We start from the raw sequence: 22916 nt of genomic DNA, 5'->3' as shown, positions 1-22916 counted from the left end.
ACGGGATGGTAAAATCCGGCCTATACACCGGGCATTGCCTCCGGCTCAACAACCAAGTCTCTTCATTGGCCCTGCTGTGTCATTTTGGCGACATTTATCCGTGGTAATTAACCAAACTTTAAGCTTGCATGTATTGCGCCGGTGCTGGTGATACGCCAATTCCCCCCTCCCGCCTGGACGTAACAGCAGGAAGATTGCACTTTTTGACTTTATGTCGGACATATGCTGCCTCGGTCGGGCAGAAGACGACTTGTTTTCGATACAAGTCACACCAGTTTTCCGACTACGGATCCAAACAGATATCTGTCCCGATGTACCGGAACAGATTTGAGGACGCAGCATGACACAGTTTCCTAGCAGAAAGCCCGAGACCACCAGAAACGCGCGTATGAAACGTGTTGTTCTGGGACTCATGGCCCTGTCTTCGGCCCCTGTCGCCCTTTCCTCTGCCTCCTTTACGCCCCCGGCTTATGCCCAGTCTTCTGTTGTCACACCGATCAAGGATCTCTACGCAGCCCTGGACCGTATCCAGTCATCCGCAAGCGGCACATCCGAAGAGCGGGCCCAAATCATTGCTCCCGTCATTGATCGCAGCTTCGATCTTTCGACAGTTCTGCACAATTCCATCGGCATGCGGTACACGACGCTTTCGGCCGATGAACAGACAAAGCTTCTTGCAGCGTTCCGCCGGTTTACCATTGCCCGCTACGTGTCGAGCTTCAAGAAAGGGGGTGATGCGAAATTTACCGTCAGCCCCACCACACGCCCGGCCCCGACCGGCGGCAGCACCATCGTCAGCACAACGATTGGCGATGGATCTGATACCTCGACCGCTATCAACTATGTAATGATTCCCTCAGGTGGCGGATACCGCATCGTCGATATTCTCCTCAACGGTCAGATCAGCCAGGTTGCCGCGCAACGTGCCGATTTCAGTTCCACCCTGGCGCGTGGCGGCACTGATGCGCTGGTAACCCTGCTCAACAACAAGACCGCAAAGTTTATGAACAATTAAGATGCCTGGCCGCGTCTCCCAGATAACATGCCCTGACAAGGGAAAAGGGGTCGCGTGGCTCTCATTCTGAACTGGCTGGGCTATGCGTCAGCCTGCTTTTCTGTCGCCGGCTGTGTACAGTCGACGGTTGGAGCCGGGCTGATTGCGCTGTTTCGTAGAAACGAAAAGCGGAGCGCTCCGGTATTCGGACGCACCGCCCCGGAACTACCAGCAGCAACCGTGCTCAAACCCCTGCACGGGGAAGAACCTCTTCTTGAAGAAGCCTTGCGTAGCTTCTGCGAACAGGATTATCCGGAATTCCAGATCGTTTTCGGCGTCCAGCGGCAAGACGACTCCGCCATTGCAATCGTCAGGCAGCTTGCCGCTGAATATCCGGAGCGCGATATCGGTCTTGTGGTCGATGATACCCCTCACGGTACGAACCGCAAAATCGCCAATCTGATCAATATGTACAGCTCGGCAAAACATGATGTCCTCGTCATTTCGGACTCCGACATTCATGTGCAACGGGATTATCTGCGCGATGTGGTCGGCTCACTTTCACAGCCTGGTATCGGTCTCGTCACCACGCTTTATGCCGGCCTGCCTGCCTCGACCTCTCTAGTGAGAGAATTCGCTGCATCGCAGATCAATCATAATTTCATGCCTGGTGTGATGATGTCACGCCTGCTTGGTCGTCAGGATTGTCTTGGGGCCACAATGGCCCTGACAAGAACAACGCTCGAACAGGTCGGCGGACTGGAAGCCCTTGCCGATCATGTTGCCGATGACGCCATTCTGGGTCAACTCGTGCGCGCCCATGGCAAGACCATTGCTCTTGCCCCCTGCATGACTTGGACGACAGTTGCCGAATCCACCGTGAAACACATGATCGGACATGAGCTCCGCTGGGGCCGCACGGTCAAGAATGTCGAGCCCGTCGGGTACGGCCTTTCCGCGCTTCAGCTCCCCCTTTTCTGGTCCAGCGTCGTGCTTGTCTGTTGCTGGCCTGCAAGATGGGCCTTGTGGTTTTTTATCGCTGTCTGGGCCATCCGGAGTCTTATGGCCCTGACGATCGATCGCAGCCTCGGACGCCTCAGCCCAGCAGTCTATGCCCTTTTCCCACTCAGGGAATGGTTGTCTGCAGGTATCATGGTCGGCAGCGCGCGGGGACAGCGTGTAGAGTGGCGCGGACAGACCTTGCACATACGCCGAACCACGCCAATTACGCCACCTGTACAAACAATTGAACCTGGCGATTAGACTTTTGCTCGTTTCAGCCCCATATGGTGGGCATTCGTCAGAGATTTCTGCTCTCTTCACCTTTGCGGATCTTGCGATCCGCCGGATTTTCCGAGGATTTCCACCATCATGATGCGCACGCTGTTCCTTCAGCCCCCTTCCTTCGACGGTTTCGATGGCGGTGCCGGTTCGCGTTACCAGGCCAAGCGCGAGATCCGTTCCTTCTGGTTCCCGACCTGGCTGGCCCAGCCTGCCGCGATGGTCGAGGGATCGCGCCTGATTGATGCGCCGCCGGCCGGCATGGGCATGGAACCGATCCTGAAGGATGTGATGAACCGCGACCTCGTGGTCATGCACACCTCCACGCCGTCTTTTGCTTCTGACGTGCGCGTGGCGCAGATGCTGAAAGACGCCAACCCGAATCTGATGATTGGCATGGTTGGTGCCAAGGTTGCGGTGCAGCCTGACGAATCAATGGCCAAGGGTGGCCCGATCGATTTCGTGGCACGTAACGAATTCGATTTCACGATCAAGGAAATTGCCGAAGGCCGCGACCTGAAAGACGTGGACGGCATCACCTGGCGCAACAAGGATGGCGAGATCATCGCCAATCGTGACCGCGCCATGATCGAGGACATGGACTCCCTGCCCTTCGTGACTGAAGTCTACAAGCGTGACCTGAAGATCGAGGATTACTTCATCGGGTATCTGATGCACCCGTATATCTCGATCTATACGGGTCGTGGCTGCAAGTCGCGCTGCACCTTCTGCCTGTGGCCGCAGACCGTGGGGGGCCATCGCTACCGCACGCGCAGCCCCGAGCACGTGGCAGCTGAAATTCGTCTTGCCAAACAGTATTTCCCGCAGGTCCGGGAATTCATGTTTGACGATGACACCTTTACAGACGATCTGCCCCGCGCCGAGGCCATTGCCCGTGAAATGGGCAAGCTGGGTGTGACCTGGTCATGCAACGCAAAGGCGAACGTACCTTACGAAACGCTCAAGATCATGAAGGAAAACGGGCTGCGCCTGCTTCTGGTCGGGTATGAGAGCGGCAACCAGCAGATCCTGCACAACATCAAGAAGGGCATGCGTGTCGAAGTGGCGCGCGAGTTCACCAAGAACTGCCACAAGCTGGGCATCAAGATCCATGGTACCTTCATCGTCGGCCTGCCCGGCGAGACGAAGGAGACCATTCAGGAAACCATCAAGTTTGCCCGCGAGATCAACCCGCACACGCTGCAGGTTTCGCTGGCAGCTCCCTATCCCGGCACGGCGCTGCACAAGCAGGCCACCGAGAATGGCTGGTTCAACGAAGCTGAGGCCGAGCTGATCGACGAGAACGGCGTGCAGATTGCCCCGCTGCATTACCCGCATCTGTCACACACGGAGATCTTCAACTCTGTTGAGGAATTCTATCGCAAGTTCTACTTCCGTGCGCCCAAGATCGCCTCGATCGTCAATGAAATGGTCCGCAGCCCGCAGATGATGAAGCGCCGCCTGCGCGAGGGTGTGGAGTTCTTCCAGTTCCTCAAAGACCGCAACGCCGCCTGATCTTTCATGCGTCGTCTTATAGTCTCGGCCGATGATTTCGGCCTGAGCGAAGAGGTAAACGAGGCTATCGAGATCGCCCATCGAGACGGGCTGCTCTCGACGGCCAGCCTCATGGTTGCTGGCCCTGCAAGCATGGATGCCGTGCGGCGGGCACGCCGGTTACCCAATCTGCGCGTCGGGCTTCATCTGGTAGTCATCGAAGGCGATACCGCCCTGCCCGGTGCCACCATCAACGCCATTGCGACTCCTGATGACCGGTTCGGTACCAGTCAGCTTGGTCTGGGAATATCCTATTTTTTCCGTCCAGCCGCGAGACGTGCTCTGTCACGCGAGATCGAAGCCCAGTTTCGGGCCTTTATCGCCTCGGGCCTGCATCTCGACCATGCCAATGCACACAAACATATGCATCTTCACCCCACAATCGGGCGGATGATGATTGAAACCGGACAGCATTACGGGTTGCGCCATGTGCGTACCCCCTGCGAACCACCAGAACCACTCTCTGCTGCCGAAACCCATTTCGACTCACTGGGTGCCGCGGCATTGCGACGCTGGTGCGGAATTCTGCGCCATCAGATCGCCCGCGCAGGTATGATGACCAATGATTATTGCTTCGGACTGGCATGGAGCGGCCAGATGAGACCAGGACGCGTTGCCGGGCTTATCCCGCATCTTCCGGACGGTCTGTCAGAGCTCTATTTTCACCCGGCTCTGTCACAGAATCCCCTGTTACAGCAGCTTATGCCGGATTATGACCAGCGCAGCGAGTTCGATGCTCTGGTCAGTCCCGAGCTGCGTCAGGCCGTGCGCTCGGCGGATATCACACTGAGCGACTGGGCAGGCAATATCCTGCCCCGTGCCTGAAAAGTCTTCTTCCGGCCTCAGAGGGCCGAGTCGACCCATGCCTTGAGCGCGCTCTTGGGCAGCGCGCCGGTTTTCTGAGCCACAACTTCACCGTTCTTGAAGACCATAAGTGTCGGAATGCTGCGCACACCGAAACGCGTCGGCGCTTCGGGATTCTCGTCGATGTTGATCTTGGCAACTGTAAGGCGACCCTTGTATTCACCGCCGATCTCGTCGAGCGCTGGTGCGATCATCTTGCAGGGGCCGCACCATTCCGCCCAGAAATCGACCAGCACGGGGCCTTCGGCCTGCAGCACGTCTTTTTCGAAACCGCTGTCGCTGACAGCTACGGTGTTGTCGCTCATCCTGTTCTCCATTCGCAATGCAGACCGTCCGGGTCCGTCTCAGCCTGACATATCAGCAGTTGAGGCGACGCGTTCAAGTGCTAGTGAAGCAGGAATCTCCCCGGACCAAGAAACAGAGTTTTCGCTTAAACGTTTTATACTGAAAGGTCAGGTTGTTATCGGAGGGTCTCTCTTGTCGATGCGTATTGTCTCAATCCCCACCAGACTTGCTGCATTCTGCAGTGTGAGCCTTATGACTATTGCGTCACCGGCTTTTGCCCAACCCACCCTGACACCGATGCCGCCTGCATCCGAACAATATGCCCTGCAACAGATCCCGCCTTCCGAGGTCCTTCCACCAGCCAGACCGGACGCTTTTGTTCCTCTCACAGCCCCTGCAACGCATCATCTTATGCCGGGTAAGATCGTGTTCTCGATGCTTGTCACCCCTGATCTCGCCAGGGCCCAGCAGTTCTACGGCACCCTGTTTGGCTGGGGATTCCGCCCGGTCCACGACGGCAGAACCCCCCGCGTCGAAATTACACTTGCCAGTCAGCCGATCGGCATGATGGTGGCGCACAGACTTGATCATCCCCGACAGGACGTACCGTTCTGGATGCCTTTCCTCTCGACATCAGACACCGCCACAGTTGCTCGCGTCACACGCCAGCAAGGAGGGATGGTCATGTTTGGCCCGAAAGAGATTGCGGGGCTCGGTCAGACCGTGATCGTCTCCGACCCGCAACACGGTGTCTACGCCGCTCTGAGTTCCTGGTCAGGAGATCCGGCTGACAAGGATACCGACCCGAGACTGAATGGATGGTCGTGGGCTACGCTGCTCTCTCCATCTCCCAAGCAGCGGCGGGCTATTATCAGCTGTTGTTCAACTACAAGATCGTCGCAGCCCCCGAGGCCGATAGCGCACAGCATTACCTTCTCATGTCCCAGGACAAGGAACGTGCAAGTGTCAACACCTTGCCGACCGGCGTTGAACAGCGTGACCACGCGCGCTGGGTCCAGTTCGTCGAGGTCAGTAACAGCGCGATCATTGCTGAAAAGGCTCAGGCTCTTGGGGGGCAGATCATTGTACCGACCCATGTCGATCGCGATGGCGCACAAATCGCCATTCTCGCCGATCCGAATGGTGCCGTATTCGGCGTGATCGAAAGCCAGAAGGACATGCTTGAAGGAACCCTTTCCCAGTGAAGAAAGCGTCTGTTCTGATTGCCCTTGCGGCAATTTCGTCCCTCAGCCTGTCGGGCTGTAGCGGCTATGGTGGCTATGACGGAGGCTATTACGGCTATCCTGGAGGCTGGGGCCATCAGGGATGGCATAGCGGCTATGCCGTCGGCCCGCATTATACCGGACGTGGCTGGGGCGGGCCGGGCTATCGTCAGCGCTATTATGATCGACGTGGCTATGGTGGTTATCGCGATAACCACCATGACAGAAATCGTGATCGCAACAGGCGGCGCTAGTGAGCGGTGCAATCCGGGGTTTCAGAGTGTCTCACGAACACCCTGACAGAGAACATTTCTCCTCGTTCCATTCCTGAATTGCTGACAAAATCATCCATGGATATCCACAAAGCTGATGGAGGGCCCCTCGGTCCAGACCAGTGCCAGCGTGATTGCGTGATCCGGATAAAGCTGTCTGAGCACAACGCCATAGGCCGTCAGCTGACGTCTATAGGCGGCCGGCACGGCCTGACCTGGCCGGGGCGGACGCTGGTTCGTCTTGAAATCGCACAGCATGACCCTGTCTTTCGTCACACACAGACGATCAACCTGGCCCAGAACGACCTGACCAGAAGCAAGGCCGGTAATCGGCTGTTCGGCAAGACTGCCCGGCGCGAAAAGTGGGGCAAGTGTCTCATGGGTCAGAATAGCCAGTATCTGCCCTGCCAGCCGAACAATTTCCTCCGGAGTCAGACCATAATCTGACCGGGACAGGAAATCCTCGGCCAGAAAGCGCCATTCCGCCTCGGGACGATCTGGCAGCCATTGCAACAACCGATGAACCAGCGTGCCGCGATCAAGAGCGCGTCTGCGTCCACTTTCTCGCCCTGCCATGATCTGAAGCGGAGACAAGGCAGGGGGCGCAGCACCATAAGACACATTATCCGGCCGACTGGGGGCCAGAGGTCGGGTGAGAGGTGCCTCATGCGGTGCAGGGCGTGCATGCCAGTCCGGCGCCTGACCGAACAACAGAGGCATGGCCACACGAGAAGAAGCTGAGGCTGCTTCCAGGACATGAGTCTCATTTTCAGGTTGAGCCTCAATGACGAGATGATCGCCTTCCCATCCGCCTTCGAACGGATGACATGCAGCGCCCAGCTGGGCGAACCCGGCCTCGCAGAGGGCATACCACGACGTTTCACTCTGCCTGCGTCTGGGCTCCCAACCACAGACAACCAGCCAGTCACTGGCACGGGTAAGAGCGACATAAAGTAGCCGGTTACGCTCGGCCTGGGCAGCCGCTTTCTCTTGTTCCTTGAGCCTCTCTCCCAGTGCGGAAGGCAATTCCTTGCCTGGCATCCAGACTGGCAGATCAAGCCCGTTCTGCCGTGTCCAGAGCAGCTTTGTCTCGCCCTGTGCCTCACCGGTCATATCCGGCAAAACGACCAGACGGGCCTGTAATCCCTTCGAGCCATGCACGGTCATGATCCGCACGGCATCGATACCGGATTCTGCCTCACGTTTCACAGTCAGGCTGCTCGACGAAAGCCAGTGCAGAAAACCCTCCATCGATGGGGCATTGAGTGCCTCGAAGCGCAGCGCGGCAGAAAGCAGATCGTCAAGCGGCTCTGCCGCCTCCGGGCCGAGACGCGCCAGGGCACGTGCACGCCCTTCATGACGGCCCAGTGCATCAGCAAGAATCTGATAAGGCGTTGCAAAGTCGATACGGGTCTGAAGGGCAGAAAGACGCTCCCAGACACTCCGCCATTCCGGTCGCTCAGCATGACGTTCGCGTAAAACAGTCCAGAGCGGACGCTCGCCACGTTCCATGGCCAGATCCATAAGCGAGGCATCACTGACTCCACCGAAAGGTGAGGTCAGTACGGAGGCGAGTGTCAGATTGTCCTGGGGCAGGAGTAACGCATGGCATAGCGCCATCAGATCCTGCACTGCCAGTGAGTCGGTCAGCCCGACGCCCACAAGAGTTGCCACTTCCACACCGTGCCCTTTCAATGCACGGACAAGCGCCCGCAGAAAGGCTGAGCGACGCGGTACCAGAACCAGAACCTCACCGGCACGAAGAGGCGCCTGACCGGGTTGCGGCGGGTTACCGATCTGCCGGGCTATCCACTGCGCCAGCGTATCAGCGAGTTTCTGGGGCGCATGGCTCTGACCGGCGTTACCGGTCGGTGCAGCCCAGGGGTCATCGATCGTATCTTTCTCGTCTTTCGGAACGAGCGGCCAGAGCTCGACACGCCCGCCCTGACCGGGACGGGCCGAACGATGCGGCGACAGGGAATCACGTCCTGGCTCGCGCAACCCGTCAGCCGCGAGCGGACTGGAAAAGACCGCATCAACCAGATCAAGCACAGGTGTGACAGAACGGAAAGACACGCCGATTTCAGGCGTGCGCCAGTCCTGTTCCGCACCCTCAACCATCTCGCGGAATTTCTCACGCGCACTGAACAGCCCCTGGGGGTCCGCACCCTGAAACGCGTAGATGGACTGCTTGAAATCGCCTACGGCAAAGACCGTACGCGGGCGCCCTTCCATTTCCCGGGCGCTCTCGCCTACGAAAAACTCCTCGATCAGCGCCGTTGCGATCTCCCATTGTGCGGCAGACGTATCCTGTACCTCGTCGAGCAGAAGATGATCGAGACCGCCATCAAGCTTGTACAATACCCAGGCAGCTCCCGGATCACGCAGCAGATCACGCGTACTGGCAACCAGATCATCATAATCGACCAGACCACGCAGCGTCTTGTCCTGCGCATACCGTCTGAGCGTTGGCGCTGCGAGCGCAAACAGTGCCAGATTCAGCGTAATCAGACGCTGAACCGCAATGGCACGATCGAGTGCGATCAAACGCTCGGCTTCAGCGGTAAAGGCTTCCATCAGATGGGGGCGATCGCGGGCAATAGCGGCAGGTACAAAAGCACGTGCGGCACGAGGCGTACCGGTGCCTGTGACAAAAAGATCCGTCCACCTGGCCGGATCGCGCTCGGATACAGGCCGGGAAAGCGTATCAAGCATCCTACCAAGTGCAGCCTGCATGGTAGCGGTACCAAGCGGCAGCGCTTCCTGCGCGCAGTGTCGCAAAACCTCTTCCTGCGGCGACGCCCGGCGCTGAGCCTCGAGATCAGCCAGATCGCATTCCTCAGCTCCGAAAGCCTTGCGGTAAGCACGCTCTATAGCCTCGGGCTCGACCTGCCAGCGCACAAAACTCTGAGCCAAACGCGACACACGCCCTTGCAGAGCCCTGATGCGGTCAAGATAGTCTTCAAGACCGACCTGACCGGCCAGCAGCGACAAGCGTGCCTCCATCGCAGGGTCGCCCATGGCACGGGACAGGGTCTGCTCAATGGCATTGGCCAGAGCAAGGCTCGAATCCGTCTCTTCCATCAGGGTGAAATGCGGATTGATGGCAGCTTCCAGCGGAAACCGCCTGAGCAGTGACTGACAGAAGGCGTGGATCGTGCCGATCTTCATGCCACCCGGCAGGTCAAGCACACGCACAAAAAGCGCGCGCGCTGCCAGACGTGTTTCCGGTGAAACCGGCACACTGAGCCCGTACAGTTCGCGATCAAGCGCTGCATCGGACAGAGAGACCCATCGCCCCAGACGTGATTGCAGACGATTGGCCATTTCCGCCGCGGCTGCACGGGTAAAGGTCAGACACTGTATGCGTGCAGGATCACTGCCAGGCAGAAGCACGGGCTGTCCGGTTTCCGGATCAGACACAAGAACCGGCAACATCAGGCGCAACAGCCGGTCGATCAGGAGTTTTGTCTTGCCGCTTCCTGCAGAGGCCGAGACGAATACCGATGCCAGCGGGTCGGAAGCCTGTCTCTGGATATCATTGGCCGAAGCAATGACCTGCGAATTCAGCTTTGCCAGATCGCTCATTCTCCGCCTTCCTCGCGTGCAGTACTCCATTCCGAAACACGGGCCAGAAGCGCGTAGTCGCTATAGCGTGGCACATAATCGGGATGGGGATGGGAGCGATAGGCAGTATGCGGATCATCAAAGATCTCGACCCGTCGGCGTAGCCTGTCGAGCGCGGAGTCAATGAGCGCTTCCAGATCTTCCGGCTTGCGTGGCACGCTGAGCTCCTCTCCGCGATGACGATCGCCTGTCAGGCGCCAATAGAGCAACGAGGCTGTCTCCGCCGCTGGCAGATCGGCAAAGCCGCCAAGACGCAGCATGGCAGCCTCAAGCACGAGCTGCGAGCTCCATCCGGCTTCGACATCGCTCACCCTGGGCAGGGAGCCTGTCTTGTAATCGATGATCGTGGCGCGCCCATCCTGCCCGATCTCGATACGATCGGCTCGCGCGGTCAGACGGAAGGGTGCATAGGGCGGAGTAAGGGTAAGAGTGCCTTTCTGCTCTGTTTTCAACAGAGCAGGTTTCTCACGCAGGGCCTCACGTTCGCAGACCCAATCGGCAATACGCAATACACGCGGACGCCACCAGGCAGACAGGGCGGGACGCAGTTCGCGGGCCTCAAGCATGGTCAGCAGACAGTCATGCAGGGCTCTGCCACCTTTCTGTCCCTGCTTCAGCCAGAGATCGAGCCCGTCATGCACCACAACACCGATATCGGATCGATCGGCAGCCTCTTCCAGTGCAGGCAGTGCCTTCAGTTTCAGCACATGACGGGCATAAATGGCATAGGGGTCACGCAGCCAGGCATCGATTTCCGTGACGGAAAGACGACGCGGGCGCAGGGCAACGGGAGGACGAGGCTCGGGTGGCGGGACGGGATGCGCTGCCCCGTCCGGTTGATCAAGAGCCGCCTGCCAGGTCAGCGCAGGATGAAGCGGCACGGTCTGGCCGCGCCCTTCAAGCAGGGCATCAAGCCGCACCAGCCAGCGCGCAGGTACCGCAGGCGCTCCATCGCGTCTGGACGCACTCGAGAGAACAATCTCCTTTCCCGAGAGAAACGCCGTCGTGAAATCATGGGCTGCCGTACCAATCAGCCGCTCAGGCGAGGGCAGACCGGCGCGCGTTCGCATGGGGCGGCTCAACCAGGGGCCGGGATCGGTTGCAGGGGGCCAGATCCTTCATTCAGCCCGCCGAGAATAACGAGATCGGCAAATTGCAGACGCGCTTCCAGTACACCGAGAATCGACACACGTGGATGAAGCGCCTCGCCATCACGTCCCTGCAACACACGCTGGCCGAACACCATTTTCCCGGCCATCGACGCCAGCAGAAAAGCGGGCAGTCCATCCAGGGTCTGAGGGGGCAGCACTGCGCCATGGGTCATCAACCCGACCAGATGACGCGACAGGGCATGGCCCTCCGCGCCCATCCAGAGCCGTTCTTCTCCGGGTTGCTCTTCCGTACAGGCCAGTGCTTCCGCTGCCTGGACAAGGCGTGTCAGCAGATCCGTCAAAGACAGGGCACCGCAATTGAGCAAGGGTGAAACCGCGGCGTCCAGACGGTCGAGAAACAGGCCAAGCGGCTCGACCTGATCGGGACGATCTGCGCTTTCTGCTTCGCTCTGATCCTGACGATCAAGGGCCTGACGCAATCCTCTCATGCCGGGCGGTGGTGCAGGCCCACGCAGAACCAGCCGTTCAAGACGACGTGCCGTAGCGCGGCAATTACCGGGCGTACTGCCCAGCGCTACAAGCGGATGTTTCAGCAAGGCCAGAAGTGCCACCGGAGCAAGATTCTTCGCGGCAGCTTCGGCCAGAAGACGGAGCAGAATGGCAGCAGGGCTGAGCGCAAGGCTCTCACCCGCACTGTCATCCGCCACAATACCGTAGCGCAGCAACTCGGTCGCGACACGTCGGGCCAGAGTACGGTCCGGTGTGACAAGTGATGCGGTTCTGCCGGGGCGCTCGACAGCCTCGCGCAGGATCATGGCAATACTGGCCGCCTCCTGCTGCTGATCGGCAGCATCCAGACGCGTGATTCCGGCCAGAGGCAGAGGTGCTGTGCTCTCTCCCCAGGCTGAGAGTCCTTCCATGGGACGCATCATGAGGCCTGCCAGAGCAATGCGACCCTGCAACGCCTCACGAACCGCCCCATCCTGCGGACAGGCGCCGTCATCCCAGAGGGTGATGGTTTCACGGGAAACACCCAGATCCCTGACAAGGCGCCGGAAACCCGATTGCGGATGGCTCTCCGGCAGCGACTCCCACAGCACCTCGGCAGATCGAGATCGACACCAGGCAAAATCACGCAGCCCTGAGGGGCATCCAGAACCGCGCGCAAAATGGCACAGACGGCGAACATGCCATCGGTAAACCCGACAGCCCAGAGCCTGCCCTGCGGCGGAACCTGCGTCCAGCGTTCGGCCTGCGCCCGCAGCACCGCTACCTGGCGCGCTACAGGATTCATCAGCCTGTCTCGTCAAGCCAAGCTGGCCAGGCCTCTGTCACGATATGCAGAAACTGCAGCGTCTTGTGCCAGTGATCGGCAAAGCGTGGCTCCGCGGCGTCGGGAAGACGCTCACGCAGATCCACATCCACGCGTTCGGCATCATCCATCAGCTCTGCCAGAGCCGAGGCGAGCGGCCAGGCCTGTTCGAGCGTGAGCTCTGCAGTAAACACCCCCTTCGCCCGCAGGACGAGCGCCGCCAGAACTGACAGACGGCGCAGCGGATCGACCGCAGGGGGAAAAGAGAATGCCTCGGCACCTGACAGGGCCAGATCATCTTCACTGACATCGCCCACAGGCAGAATCCGCGGCAGCAGGGCTGCCTTGCCGTCAAGACACCGCAGAAACGCCTCGGTCAGATTGCGCGCGGCACGACGGCTGGGTACGAGGATCAGCGCATTGGCATCGTCCTGTGTGTTGTCCCCTTCGAGCCAGCGCCGGGCCACATCATCGAGAAAAGAGCGATCGGCGGGGATGGTCGCGAGCATCACAGCCGGTCGCTCCACCCTTCGACGGTCATGTTCCGAGATTCTTCTGTTTCGCCAGACGTCAGGGTGAGATGCAGCGCGTGGTCAGGGAGTTCTTCTCCGGCGCGTTCCGGCCATTCGACCAGCATGATACCATCCTGAAGTTCGTCCCAGCCAAGTTCGAACAGGGCATCCGGTCCATCGAGACGCCAGAGGTCGAAATGCGCCACGACAGCCCTGTCCGTTTCATAGGTCTGAACCAGCGAGAATGTCGGGCTTGGCACCTCCAGCATCGGATCCTGCGCCAGCGCCCGCAGAAAGGCCCGGGCAAATACACTTTTTCCCATGCCCATTTCGCCATGAAGCGCAATCACATCACCCGGCTGAGAAAGTCCCGCCAGACGGGTGGCAAAAGCTTCGGTAGCGGTCTGATCGGACAGGTCGAGTTGCTTCATCAGCTCAGTTTAAAGCCCGACCGGTATGATGGGTAGAGAAAAGCACCAGCGGCTTTACCTCACCCTTTATGGAATACCATCACATGAAATGACTAATGCCTATCCAGGCATTCGCCAGCGTGCTGATGGCACAATCATCGCCGATAAGCGGGCAGATCGATCTTGTGACGAATGGCATAGCCCCGCAGACCAAATCCCGTAACTACCGCGATACCACCCGCAAGAATCGGTGATACGCCAATTGCATCGAGACCGACATAAAGGCCGGCTGCGAGTGCGGCAGCTGTTACATAAAGCTCAGGACGGACCACAATAGAAGGCAGACCGGCAAGCACATCCCGAATGATCCCGCCCATACAGGCCGTAACAACGCCCATGATCGCAGCAGGGAGCCAGGGAATCCCGTAGGCGGTAGCTTGGCGGCGCCATATACGGCATAGGAGGCCAGACCCAGCCCGTCGAACCAGTCTATGGCGCGCTCATGCCAGACGCGATGAGGGGTAAACCATACCAGGAGCGCAATACCCAGACAGACAGCGATCGGTGCCGTGGCATGCATCCAGAAAACGGGCGCCCCGATCAGCAGATCACGCAGTGTGCCACCACCCACACCCGTCATGGCGGCAAAAAAAGCGAAGGTCACCATGTTCTGCCTTGCCTTGGCTGCCACCAGCGCGCCCGAAATGGCGAACACCGCCGTACCGGCCATGTCGAGATCGGACAGCGTTGAAGCGATAAGGCATGGATATTGGCAAGTGTGGCAGGGCTCACGCAGCAAGAGCCTCGATATCGGCAGCGAGCTGCGCCACCCGTTCGTGATCTGCATCCCAGGCAAACATGAAGCGCGCGCCACCACCAATAAAGGTATAGAAACGCCACCCCCGTTTCCGAAGTCCGTCAAGCACATGCTCGGGTGCCTTGAGAAATACGGCATTGGCCTGGGTTGGGAACATCAGCGCCAGACCAGGCAGCGCCTTGACCCGCTCGGCGAGCCTGCTCGCGCACGTATTGCCATGCCGTCCGTTGCGCAGCCACGCGCCCGTTTCCAGCAATCCGATCCATGGTGCGGAAATGAAACGCATTTTGGAAGCAAGCTGACCTGCCTGCTTGCAGCGATAGTCGAAGCCTTCAGCCAGAGCCGGATCAAAGAACAGAATGGCCTCACCAACAGCCATACCGTTCTTGGTGCCCCCAAAGCACAGCACATCAACCCCGGCCTGCCAGGTCATTTCCGCTGGTGAGCATCCCAATGCCGCGCAGGCATTGGCAAAACGGGCGCCATCCATATGGAACCGCAACCCCAGCTCGCGGCATGTATCGGCAATCGCTCGAATTTCCTCCAGCGAATAGACCTCACCCGTCTCTGTAGGCTGGGTGATCGTTACAACCTTGGGTTTCGGATAGTGGATATCACTGCGACAGGTCGCCAGAGCCCTTATGTCCTCAGGATACAGCTTGGCGCGATCGGTACGCGCCACAAGCAGCTTGGATCCATTGGAAAAGAACTCGGGCGCGCCGCATTCATCGGTCTCGACATGGGCAAAAGACGAACAGATAACGCTGTTATAGGACTGGCAGAGTGCAGCGAGTGCCAGTGAATTGGCCGCTGTTCCATTAAAGGCAAAAAATACCTCGCATCGGGTCCCGAACAGGGTGCGGAAGCTGTCAGAAGCGCGATTGGTCCATTCATCGTCACCATACGCCGGAACCGACCCCTCATTGGCCTGCTGCATCACGTCCCAGACTTCGGGACAGATACCGGCATAATTATCACTGGCAAATTGCTGGGCCACGACAGTGAGTCCTTTCTGGACGAACAGGCGCTCCGGGCGAAAAAAGGGGTGTGGCATGTCCCGAGATTGCCGGAGCGGCCACATCTCTCCGGTAAAACCGGAGATACCACCTTGCCCGGGAGCAGGTTGGCGCCGACATGACATGCCGACTCTTGATGCTGGCAGCTTTCGTATCAAAGCCAAAGAGGACACGCAACGGAGTTGTGTCTGAAGTCACTCTCCCTCAGAGGGCTTCAGGCTCTGGGCGCCAGAGACGGTTTCTGTTAGCTGCTAGACGACACAGGTTTGAACGGACAGGATTGAACGTGCTTATGGGCCAGACTCCTCTCGACATCGACGTTGCCATTATCGGTGCAGGGCCGACCGCTCTTTTTGCGGCGTTCGAATGCGGGATGCTCAAACTTTCCTGTGTGCTGATCGACGCACTGGGAGAGATTGGCGGTCAGTGTGCGGCGCTTTATCCCGAAAAACCGATCTATGATATCCCGGGTCATCCCTCTATCGAAGGTGGCGCACTGATCGCTGCACTCGATGCGCAGATTGCCCCCTTTGATGTGCCACGTCTGCTTGGCCAGCGTGTCGAGAAACTCTCTGGTACACGCGGTGATTTCACCCTCGAGACCGACAAGGGAAATGTGGTGACCGCGCGCGCTGTCATTATCGCTGCCGGTGCCGGCGCCTTCGGCCCGAACCGCCCGCCGCTCGACGGGCTCGATTCCTATGAAGCAAGCGGTGCCGTTCAGTATTATGTGCGCAAGCGTGCCGATTTTGCCGGCAAGCGCATCGTAGTGGCCGGCGGTGGCGACTCCGCCCTCGACTGGGCACTTTCACTCTCTGACATCGCTGAAAAGATCTACCTGCTCCATCGTCGCGATCGCTTCCGTGGTGCGCCGGAAACCCTTTCGCAGATTGAAACCCGTGTCGCAGATGGTCGTATCGAGAAGGTCGTGCCCTATCAGCTTCATGCGCTGCAAGGTGAGAATGGTGCCCTCTCGGCCGTCGATGTGATCGATCTTGAAGGGCAGGTACGCCGTATCGAGGCTGATACACTTCTCCCCTTTTACGGCCTTTCGACCGATCTTGGTCCAATTGCCACCTGGAATATCGACACCATTCGCAGCACCCTGCCCGTGACCCCGTCAACCATGGAGACCAGCCTGCCCGGCGTATTCGCCATTGGCGATGTCGTTACCTATCCAGGCAAGCTCAAGCTGATTTTACAGGGCTTCAGTGAGGCGGCGATGGCAGCTCATGCGATACATCCAATCGTCCACCCCGATCAGGCGCTGCATTTTGAATATTCGACCAGCAAGGGCGTACCCGTCAGCTCTTGAGCGATGGCAAGGTGCAGTTTAGAATGGTATCGTAACGATCGAAAGACCCAGACCCGAATGACCGTGCTGCAAAACGAGGGGGAAGCAGGCGCAAGGCAATCCGCCGGAGGATGGCTGCGTATCGACCTCGATGCTCTCAAACAGAATTATACCCTGCTGAGACACCAGGTCGGTCACGATGTCGCCGTAGGCGCCGCCGTCAAGGCCGATGCCTACGGGCTTGGCGTGAGACATGTTGCTCCCGCCCTTTACCGGGCCGGGTGTCGCCGTTTTTTCGTCGCCACAATCGATGAGGGGCTCGGTTTGCGTCCTCTCCTGCCGGATGATGCGGCAATTTGCATTCTCAATGGCCCTCCAGCCGGAACCGAGACGCTTCTGGCTGCCTCCGGCCTGACTCCTGTTCTGAACAGTCTTGATCAGACCCGTCGCTGGGCTGTGCTGTGCCGGAAAACCGGCAGCAGACCTGCCTGTATCCTGCAACTCGATAGTGGCATGTCCCGCTTTGGCCTTTCCAGCGAGGATCTTGATTCGTTTTGCGCCGATGGCCTTCATGACGTGCTCGATATCACTTTCGTCATGAGCCATCTTGCCTGCGCCGACGATGCTGCATCCCCACGCAATGACGGCCAGCGCCAGCGTTTCAACGCCCTCAGACAAAAACTCCCGACTTTGCCTGCCAGCCTTGCAGCATCGAGCGGCATTTTTCTGGGTACGTCGTTCCATCACGACCTGGTTCGCCCCGGCTATGCACTTTACGGCGGTAATCCCACCCCTCACCGCGCCAACCCGATGCACCAGGTCGTCACCCTGCTGGGGGGACTGGTTCAGGATCGCTGGATTGAACCGGATACGGCTGTCGGTTACAGCGCGCGCTTCATAGCAACGCAAAAGACCCGTATTGCCACACTTTCAGTCGGCTATGCGGACGGCTTTCACAGACGTGCCGGTGGTCTCACCAGCGCGGTTCTGCCGGCAAGACCGGAAATCTCCCTGCCCGTCGTGGGGCGTATTTCCATGGATTGCATGGCGCTGGATATTACCGCGCTGGGCGACATGGATCTGCCCTCCGGCACGGGTTTCGAGCTGATTGGCCCCCATCGTCCGCTGGACGACCTAGCCTCAGCACTGGATACGATCGGATATGAGTTGCTGACCAGTCTCGGCAAGCGCTTCCATCGTGAATACATTGAGAGTTCACCATGAAGATCATCGTCATGGGCGCCGGTGTGATTGGCGTCACTACTGCCTGGTATCTCGCTGAACAGGGCCATGAGGTTGAGGTTATCGATCGCCAGCCCGGTGTCGGACTCGAAACCTCCTTTGCCAATGCCGGACAGGTTTCACCGGGCTATTCCACGCCCTGGGCCATGCCTGGCCTGCCCCTCAAGGCTGCACGGTGGATGTTCCAGAAACACGCTCCGCTGGTCGTTCGTGCCGCTGCCGTCAATGCCCCGATGCTGCGCTTCATGACGCAGCTTCTGACCAACTGCACGCATCATGCCTATGATATCAACAAGAGCCGTATGCTGCGTATTGCGGAGTACAGTCGCGACTGTCAGGCTGAACTGAGACGTTCCACCGGCATCACCTATGATGATGGTCAGAAAGGCCTGATCCAGCTTTTCCGTACCGACAAGCAGGTTGAGCACGCATATGAAGACATGCGTCTTCTGGAAGAAAGTGGCGTAAAACACGACCTTCTGGGAACAGATGATGTTCTGAAATACGAACCGGGCCTGACCGGTGCGCGTCATCTTCTCAAGGGGGGCCTTCGGCTGCCCGGCGATGAATCGGGTGATGCCTATCTGTTCACGCAGCGTCTGGCTGCCATGGCGGCAGAAAAAGGTGTCAGCTTCCGCTTCCGTACCGAGATCGAGGCTATCGAAGCCGCGAGCGACGCCATTTACGGCATTCGCACCAGCGCTGGCCGTCTGACAGCCGACGCCTATGTTCTGGCACTGGGCAGCTACTCGCCCCGTCTGCTCAAGCCGATCGAACTCGATCTGCCGGTCTATCCGGTCAAGGGCTACTCTCTCACCGCCCCGATCACCGATGAGAGACGCGTGCCGACCTCGACGGTCAATGACGAGACCTACAAGGTCGCCATGACGCGCTTGGCGATCGCATCCGCATTGGTGGGACGGCAGAACTGACAGGCTGGCGCCTCAAGCTGAGCCAGGATCGTCGCGAAACGCTGGAACTCTCGTTCAACGAGATGTATGGCGGTGCCGATCTCAGCCGCGCCCGCTACTGGACCGGCCTGCGTCCCTGCACCCCCGACGGCACCCCCGTCATCGGGCCGTCGGGCCGTTACAGCAATCTCTGGCTCAATACAGGTCATGGCACACTGGGCTGGACCATGGCCTGCGGCTCAGGCCGTATTCTGGCCGACCGCATCAGCGGCAAGCGCACGGATATTCCGTCGCTCGATCTTTCTCTGGATCGCTACACATCCTGAGGATTGCGGGGCCCAGCCTCGCATAAAGGCGCAAAGGGGTGTCACGCAGACACCCCTGACACGCGCATAATGCCGCTACCCTCTTGCATCTTGCTGAGCGCGACGGATCCTGATGCATTGCAATAACGCACGATACACTGAGGCAATTGCGAGGCATATTGATCAGGATGATTGCACAAAACGAAATATGCCATTAACTCAGAACGTTCCCGCAGAGAAATAGTTTCCGAGAAATCATGCCGCACCTTGCCTCGCCCAAGACAAATGCGGTCCGTGACCGTATGTCAGATATCCGTTCCGTCAAAACCTATCAGTCTCCGCATCATCCCACGAGTCTCTTTCAGGCAGTAACCACCATAGGCGGGTTGCTTGCCTGCTATGCCGTTCTTTTCACGGGCATGTCTCACCATATCCATGCAGTGCTGCTGCTGCTTCCCCTGGCCAGTGGCCTGGCAATACGCACCTTCACGCTGCAACATGATTGCGGGCATGGATCACTTTTCCGCTCAGCCGCAGTCAATCGTCTTGTAGGGCGTCTCTGTTCCCTGCTCACATTGACACCATATGATCACTGGCGTCGTCACCATGCAATACACCACGGCGACTGGAACAATATAGAAAGTCGGGGAAGACTCTCCGATATTTACTCAGACTGCACAACAGTCTCCGAATATTACAACATGTCAAGATCGGAACGTCTTGTTTACAGGATATCGAAAAATCCTTTTATCTCGATCCTGATCATGCCCCCCTCATCTTCTTTATTGTCTACCGCATTCCATTTGACACCCCTCGCAGCTGGCAGGCGGAACGCTGGGGCGTTCACACGACGAATCTCTGCCTGTTGCTGCTCTATGGTGGGCTTGCCTATATCTTCGGATTCGGGACAACTGCTTTGCTGGCATTCGGCGTGGTTTATCCTGCTGCGGTCATAGGGGTCGCCCTGTTTCTGGTGCAACACAAGTTTGAAGGGGTGCACTGGGAGCGCTCGGAGCACTGGAATGCATTCGAGGCTGCGCTCACCGGATGTTCCTTCCTGCGCCTGCCGCGCTTGCTCAACTGGTTTTCAGGCAATATCGGCCTGCATCACATCCATCACGCCGCACCGGGCATTCCGAACTACCGCCTGGCCGCCTGCCATGAGGCACACAGCATTTTCAGCGAGGTCAAAACCTTTGGATTGGGCGAGGCGATACGTGAACTGTTCCGTCACACGCTCTGGGATGAGGCAGAGAGCCGAATGGTACCTTTTGCAACGGCCCATCGCGCCCGACCGCGTCGGGCAGCCATTATACCAGAACCAGGCTGAGGCTATCCACTGGCGCATCTGCGCTGACACACATCAACCGATCACGGGCCCGGTCTGCATTGGCCAACGCCATCCCCCTTCAGGAAAGTGGCCGTATCTGTACGGGATATTGACGGGTTTTGCTTTCGATACATGAACAACAAAAAACGGGGCCGTAAACGGCCCCGTTTTCCATGGTCGATCAGAAGATCGATCAGTTGCCGGAAGCGTCCTTCTCGGCGGCAGCTTCTGCACCCTTCTTGTGGTGCTTGTGCTTGTGCTTGCCCTTATGCTTGTGCTTGGCAGCCTTGTCGTCGGTCGATGCTGCCGGAGCAGCTTCAGACGTCGGAGCCGGAGCTGTGGCTTCCGGAGCGGCCGGCGCTGCAGCGGCGGGAGCCTGGGCAGCCGGAGCTGCGTCCTGAGCGAAAGCAGGAACGCTCAGCGTCATGGCAAGAGCGGCAACACCGGTGAGAAGGCGACGATTGAAAACGAGCATGAAACGAGCTCCAGAAAGCAAATTCACATAATCACAGGTGTCAGTAAGACCGAAGAACCCGGCTCATCTGAACTCATGACAACGTGGACGCTATCAGTATTTTTTCAAATCGTCTCGGGATAAATTTAATAAAATGACTGTAATCGCACGGTAAAGGCGTATATTCGCCTTAATCGCGACATGTTCGTCAGAAAAGGGCCATCGTATCCGATGACCCTTTCCGAAAGATCAGATGTCAGACTTGACCTTCGACATGCGCTTGCGCTCGTTCGGATCAAGGTAACGCTTGCGGATACGCACGGCAGAAGGCGTCACTTCGACCAGCTCGTCGTCTTCAATATAGGCAATGGCCTGCTCGAGGCTCATCTTGCGTGGCGGGGTCAGAAGCAGCGCATCGTCCTTACCGGCGGCACGGATGTTGGTCAGTTTCTTTTCACGCACGGCGTTAATGTCGAGATCATTCTCACGAGAATGCTCACCCAGGATCATACCTGTGTAGATTTTCTCGCCCGCGTCGACGAACATCGTCCCGCGATCCTGCAGCGCGAACAGCGCATATTGCGTGGTCGCACCGTCTTCCGAAGAAATCAGCGAGCCGTTGCGACGGCCGTCGATCGTACCGGCATAGGGCCTGTAACCCGCGAACAGACGGTTCATGATACCTGTGCCGCGCGTGTCGGTCAGGAACTCGCCGTGATAGCCAATCAGGCCGCGCGACGGGATGATAAAGGTCAGACGAACCTTGTCGCCACCCGAAGGACGCATGTCCTGCATCACGCCCTTGCGGATCGACATCTTCTCGACGACCACGCCCGAATAGGGCTCGTCAACATCGACCAGAACCTCTTCATAAGGCTCTTCACGCTCGCCGGTCTCTTCGTTGGTGCGGAAGAGTACGCGCGGACGACCGATTGTCAGCTCGAAGCCTTCGCGTCGCATCATTTCGATGAGCACGCCAAGTTGAAGTTCGCCACGACCGGCAACCTCAAAAGCTTCGCTCTCGGCGCTCTCGGTCACCTTGATGGCCACATTGCCTTCGGTTTCCTTGAACAGACGATCACGGATCTGGCGCGACGTCACTTTCTTGCCTTCACGACCACCCAGAGGGCCGTCATTGATGCGGAAGGTCATCGACAGGGTCGGCGGATCGACCGGGGTCGAGGGCAGCGGGCCGTCTAGAGCCGGATCGGCAATGGTGTCAGGGATGGTCGCGTCGGATAGACCAGCCACAGCGACGATGTCACCAGCTTCGGCTTCTTCCACCGGCACGCGGTCGAGACCGCGGAACGACAGCAGCTTCGTCAGACGGCCGGTTTCGACAACCGAACCATCGGGACGCAGCACGCGCACCGGCATGTTGAGGCGGGCACGGCCCTGCTCGATGCGACCGGTCAGGATGCGGCCCAGGAAGTTGTCGCTCTCGAGAATGGTCGCAACCATGCCGAACGGCGCTTCCTTGTCCAGACCCGGCGTGGGCACATGACGCAGCACCAGATCGAACAGCGGGGACAGATCCTTGCGGGGGCCGTTCATTTCCAGATCGGCCCAGCCCTGACGGCCCGAAGCGTAGAGCATCGGGAAGTCGAGCTGATGCTCGTCAGCGCCCAGCGCCGCAAACAGATCGAAGATTTCTTCATGAACTTCGTCGGGACGGGCGTCGCCACGGTCGATCTTGTTCACGACCACGATCGGACGCAGGCCACGGGCCAGCGCCTTGCCGAGCACGAACTTGGTCTGCGGCAGAGCGCCTTCAGCCGAGTCGACCAGGATGATCGCGCCGTCCACCATGCTCAGGATACGCTCGACCTCACCACCGAAATCGGCGTGGCCTGGCGTGTCGATGATGTTGATGCGCGTCTCGTTCCAGACGACCGAGGTGCACTTGGCAAGAATGGTAATGCCGCGCTCACGCTCTAGGTCGTTGCTGTCCATGGCGCGTTCTGCAACGTGCTGGTTCTCACGGAATGAACCGGACTGCTTGAGAAGCTGATCGACGAGGGTAGTCTTGCCATGATCGACGTGCGCGATAATGGCGATGTTACGGATTTCCATGAAGCGGTCCTGATCGGGCTTGCAGGGT

General features: G+C 58.7%; 18 protein-coding genes, 4 pseudogenes and 1 riboswitch. Of the genes and pseudogenes, 12 read left to right on the top strand and 10 right to left on the bottom strand.

Annotated features, from left to right (window positions below):
* Positions 1-340: 340 nt before the first annotated feature.
* From JCM25354_RS03155 to hpnK, 4 genes are all read left to right on the top strand, one after another.
* A complete protein-coding gene (locus tag JCM25354_RS03155; protein ID WP_243443864.1) occupies positions 341-1015 on the top strand; it encodes an ABC transporter substrate-binding protein in 675 nt (224 codons plus the stop codon).
* Between the two features lie 54 nt (positions 1016-1069).
* Positions 1070-2257, top strand: coding sequence for a bacteriohopanetetrol glucosamine biosynthesis glycosyltransferase HpnI (hpnI, locus tag JCM25354_RS03150; RefSeq protein ID WP_035446672.1), 1188 nt, complete (start codon positions 1070-1072; stop codon positions 2255-2257).
* A 108-nt stretch (positions 2258-2365) separates the two neighbouring features.
* A complete protein-coding gene (gene hpnJ, locus JCM25354_RS03145; RefSeq protein ID WP_035446671.1) occupies positions 2366-3790 on the top strand; it encodes a hopanoid biosynthesis associated radical SAM protein HpnJ in 1425 nt (474 codons plus the stop codon).
* 6 nt (positions 3791-3796) lie between these two features.
* Positions 3797-4654, top strand: a complete 858-nt coding sequence (gene hpnK / locus JCM25354_RS03140; RefSeq protein ID WP_025884926.1) for a hopanoid biosynthesis-associated protein HpnK — start codon at positions 3797-3799, stop codon at positions 4652-4654.
* Positions 4655-4671: 17 nt separating this feature from the next.
* On the opposite strand, the gene trxA is transcribed toward hpnK, so the two are convergent.
* A complete protein-coding gene (trxA, locus tag JCM25354_RS03135) occupies positions 4672-4998 on the bottom strand; it encodes a thioredoxin TrxA (RefSeq protein ID WP_025840568.1) in 327 nt (108 codons plus the stop codon).
* Positions 4999-5176: 178 nt separating this feature from the next.
* Between trxA and JCM25354_RS23690 the strand changes: the two are divergent.
* From JCM25354_RS23690 to JCM25354_RS03120, 3 genes and pseudogenes are all read left to right on the top strand, one after another.
* Positions 5177-5473, top strand: a pseudogene (locus JCM25354_RS23690) (VOC family protein); the annotation flags it as partial.
* Between the two features lie 323 nt (positions 5474-5796).
* Positions 5797-6183 carry a VOC family protein gene (locus JCM25354_RS19785; protein ID WP_025884924.1) on the top strand — a complete coding sequence of 129 codons (387 nt, stop codon included), beginning with the start codon at positions 5797-5799 and terminating at the stop codon, positions 6181-6183.
* On the top strand, positions 6180-6455 hold the full coding sequence (locus JCM25354_RS03120) for a hypothetical protein (RefSeq protein ID WP_025884923.1): 276 nt from the start codon (positions 6180-6182) through the stop codon (positions 6453-6455). The genes JCM25354_RS19785 and JCM25354_RS03120 overlap by 4 nt, the downstream gene beginning before the upstream one ends.
* 90 nt (positions 6456-6545) lie before the next feature.
* Here JCM25354_RS03120 and addA read toward each other — a convergent pair whose 3' ends face one another.
* The 6 genes and pseudogenes from addA to JCM25354_RS16245 all read right to left on the bottom strand — a co-directional run bounded on the left by addA (position 6546) and on the right by JCM25354_RS16245 (position 15317).
* Positions 6546-10061 carry a double-strand break repair helicase AddA gene (gene addA, locus JCM25354_RS03115; RefSeq protein ID WP_025884922.1) on the bottom strand — a complete coding sequence of 1172 codons (3516 nt, stop codon included), beginning with the start codon at positions 10059-10061 and terminating at the stop codon, positions 6546-6548.
* Positions 10058-13036, bottom strand: a pseudogene (gene addB, locus JCM25354_RS23685) (double-strand break repair protein AddB). The gene addA and the pseudogene addB overlap by 4 nt, the downstream one beginning before the upstream one ends.
* Positions 13033-13467 carry a tRNA (adenosine(37)-N6)-threonylcarbamoyltransferase complex ATPase subunit type 1 TsaE gene (tsaE, locus tag JCM25354_RS03105; protein WP_025884921.1) on the bottom strand — a complete coding sequence of 145 codons (435 nt, stop codon included), beginning with the start codon at positions 13465-13467 and terminating at the stop codon, positions 13033-13035. The pseudogene addB and the gene tsaE overlap by 4 nt, the downstream one beginning before the upstream one ends.
* A 134-nt stretch (positions 13468-13601) precedes the next feature.
* Positions 13602-13844 carry a trimeric intracellular cation channel family protein gene (locus tag JCM25354_RS22055; protein WP_243443863.1) on the bottom strand — a complete coding sequence of 81 codons (243 nt, stop codon included), beginning with the start codon at positions 13842-13844 and terminating at the stop codon, positions 13602-13604.
* A complete protein-coding gene (locus tag JCM25354_RS22050; protein ID WP_243443862.1) occupies positions 13754-14176 on the bottom strand; it encodes a trimeric intracellular cation channel family protein in 423 nt (140 codons plus the stop codon). Before JCM25354_RS22050 ends, JCM25354_RS22055 begins: the two co-directional genes overlap by 91 nt.
* A 58-nt stretch (positions 14177-14234) precedes the next feature.
* Positions 14235-15317, bottom strand: a complete 1083-nt coding sequence (locus JCM25354_RS16245; protein WP_084294613.1) for a threonine aldolase family protein — start codon at positions 15315-15317, stop codon at positions 14235-14237.
* Positions 15313-15424, bottom strand: a riboswitch (SAM-I-IV-variant riboswitch). It overlaps the preceding gene by 5 nt.
* A gap of 147 nt (positions 15425-15571) precedes the next feature.
* On the opposite strand from JCM25354_RS16245, the gene JCM25354_RS03090 reads away from it, so the two are divergent.
* The 3 genes and pseudogenes from JCM25354_RS03090 to JCM25354_RS16240 all read left to right on the top strand — a co-directional run bounded on the left by JCM25354_RS03090 (position 15572) and on the right by JCM25354_RS16240 (position 19052).
* Positions 15572-16594: an NAD(P)/FAD-dependent oxidoreductase gene (locus JCM25354_RS03090; RefSeq protein WP_025884920.1), complete on the top strand. Its 1023-nt coding sequence runs from the start codon at positions 15572-15574 to the stop codon at positions 16592-16594.
* Between the two features lie 57 nt (positions 16595-16651).
* On the top strand, positions 16652-17797 hold the full coding sequence (gene alr, locus JCM25354_RS03085; protein WP_025884919.1) for an alanine racemase: 1146 nt from the start codon (positions 16652-16654) through the stop codon (positions 17795-17797).
* Positions 17794-19052 (top strand): annotated as a pseudogene (locus JCM25354_RS16240) (D-amino acid dehydrogenase). The gene alr and the pseudogene JCM25354_RS16240 overlap by 4 nt, the downstream one beginning before the upstream one ends.
* 284 nt (positions 19053-19336) lie before the next feature.
* On the opposite strand, the gene JCM25354_RS22045 reads toward JCM25354_RS16240, so the two are convergent.
* Positions 19337-19543 carry a hypothetical protein gene (locus tag JCM25354_RS22045; protein ID WP_051537181.1) on the bottom strand — a complete coding sequence of 69 codons (207 nt, stop codon included), beginning with the start codon at positions 19541-19543 and terminating at the stop codon, positions 19337-19339.
* On the opposite strand from JCM25354_RS22045, the pseudogene JCM25354_RS23255 reads away from it, so the two are divergent.
* Positions 19490-19606, top strand: a pseudogene (locus tag JCM25354_RS23255) (fatty acid desaturase); the annotation flags it as partial. The gene JCM25354_RS22045 and the pseudogene JCM25354_RS23255 overlap by 54 nt on opposite strands.
* 17 nt (positions 19607-19623) lie before the next feature.
* The gene (locus tag JCM25354_RS22905) at positions 19624-20361 is read left to right on the top strand and encodes a fatty acid desaturase (protein WP_084294611.1); all 738 of its coding nucleotides are present in this window, start codon (positions 19624-19626) and stop codon (positions 20359-20361) included.
* Between the two features lie 193 nt (positions 20362-20554).
* Here the strand turns inward: JCM25354_RS22905 and JCM25354_RS03070 are convergent, their stop codons facing one another.
* Complete coding sequence (locus JCM25354_RS03070) at positions 20555-20836, bottom strand: hypothetical protein (protein ID WP_025884918.1); 282 nt, start codon at positions 20834-20836, stop codon at positions 20555-20557.
* Positions 20837-21064: 228 nt separating this feature from the next.
* Entirely contained in the window at positions 21065-22888 is a 1824-nt protein-coding gene (gene typA / locus JCM25354_RS03065) for a translational GTPase TypA (RefSeq protein WP_025884917.1), read from the bottom strand.
* Positions 22889-22916: the final 28 nt, after the last annotated feature.

The sequence above is a fragment of the Asaia prunellae JCM 25354 genome (genome assembly GCF_000613885.1).
GTDB lineage: Bacteria > Pseudomonadota > Alphaproteobacteria > Acetobacterales > Acetobacteraceae > Asaia > Asaia prunellae.
Note: the sequence above shows the minus strand (reverse complement) of the source record. Positions and strands in the feature narration are given on the sequence as shown.

Coding starts and splice junctions, on each gene's coding strand:
- alr (WP_025884919.1), top strand. CDS start 16,652: ATGACCGTGCTGCAAAACGAGGGGGAAGCAGGCGCAAGGCAATCCGCC.
- JCM25354_RS22045 (WP_051537181.1), bottom strand. CDS start 19,543: ATGCCCGCAATCATGTTGCAGCGTGAAGGTGCGTATTGCCAGGCCACT.
- trxA (WP_025840568.1), bottom strand. CDS start 4,998: ATGAGCGACAACACCGTAGCTGTCAGCGACAGCGGTTTCGAAAAAGAC.
- JCM25354_RS16245 (WP_084294613.1), bottom strand. CDS start 15,317: ATGCCACACCCCTTTTTTCGCCCGGAGCGCCTGTTCGTCCAGAAAGGA.
- typA (WP_025884917.1), bottom strand. CDS start 22,888: ATGGAAATCCGTAACATCGCCATTATCGCGCACGTCGATCATGGCAAG.
- JCM25354_RS03090 (WP_025884920.1), top strand. CDS start 15,572: ATGGGCCAGACTCCTCTCGACATCGACGTTGCCATTATCGGTGCAGGG.
- hpnK (WP_025884926.1), top strand. CDS start 3,797: ATGCGTCGTCTTATAGTCTCGGCCGATGATTTCGGCCTGAGCGAAGAG.
- JCM25354_RS22055 (WP_243443863.1), bottom strand. CDS start 13,844: ATGGGCGTTGTTACGGCCTGTATGGGCGGGATCATTCGGGATGTGCTT.
- JCM25354_RS03070 (WP_025884918.1), bottom strand. CDS start 20,836: ATGCTCGTTTTCAATCGTCGCCTTCTCACCGGTGTTGCCGCTCTTGCC.
- JCM25354_RS22050 (WP_243443862.1), bottom strand. CDS start 14,176: ATGGCCGGTACGGCGGTGTTCGCCATTTCGGGCGCGCTGGTGGCAGCC.
- tsaE (WP_025884921.1), bottom strand. CDS start 13,467: ATGAAGCAACTCGACCTGTCCGATCAGACCGCTACCGAAGCTTTTGCC.
- hpnJ (WP_035446671.1), top strand. CDS start 2,366: ATGATGCGCACGCTGTTCCTTCAGCCCCCTTCCTTCGACGGTTTCGAT.
- JCM25354_RS03155 (WP_243443864.1), top strand. CDS start 341: ATGACACAGTTTCCTAGCAGAAAGCCCGAGACCACCAGAAACGCGCGT.
- addA (WP_025884922.1), bottom strand. CDS start 10,061: ATGAGCGATCTGGCAAAGCTGAATTCGCAGGTCATTGCTTCGGCCAAT.
- JCM25354_RS19785 (WP_025884924.1), top strand. CDS start 5,797: ATGGTCGTGGGCTACGCTGCTCTCTCCATCTCCCAAGCAGCGGCGGGC.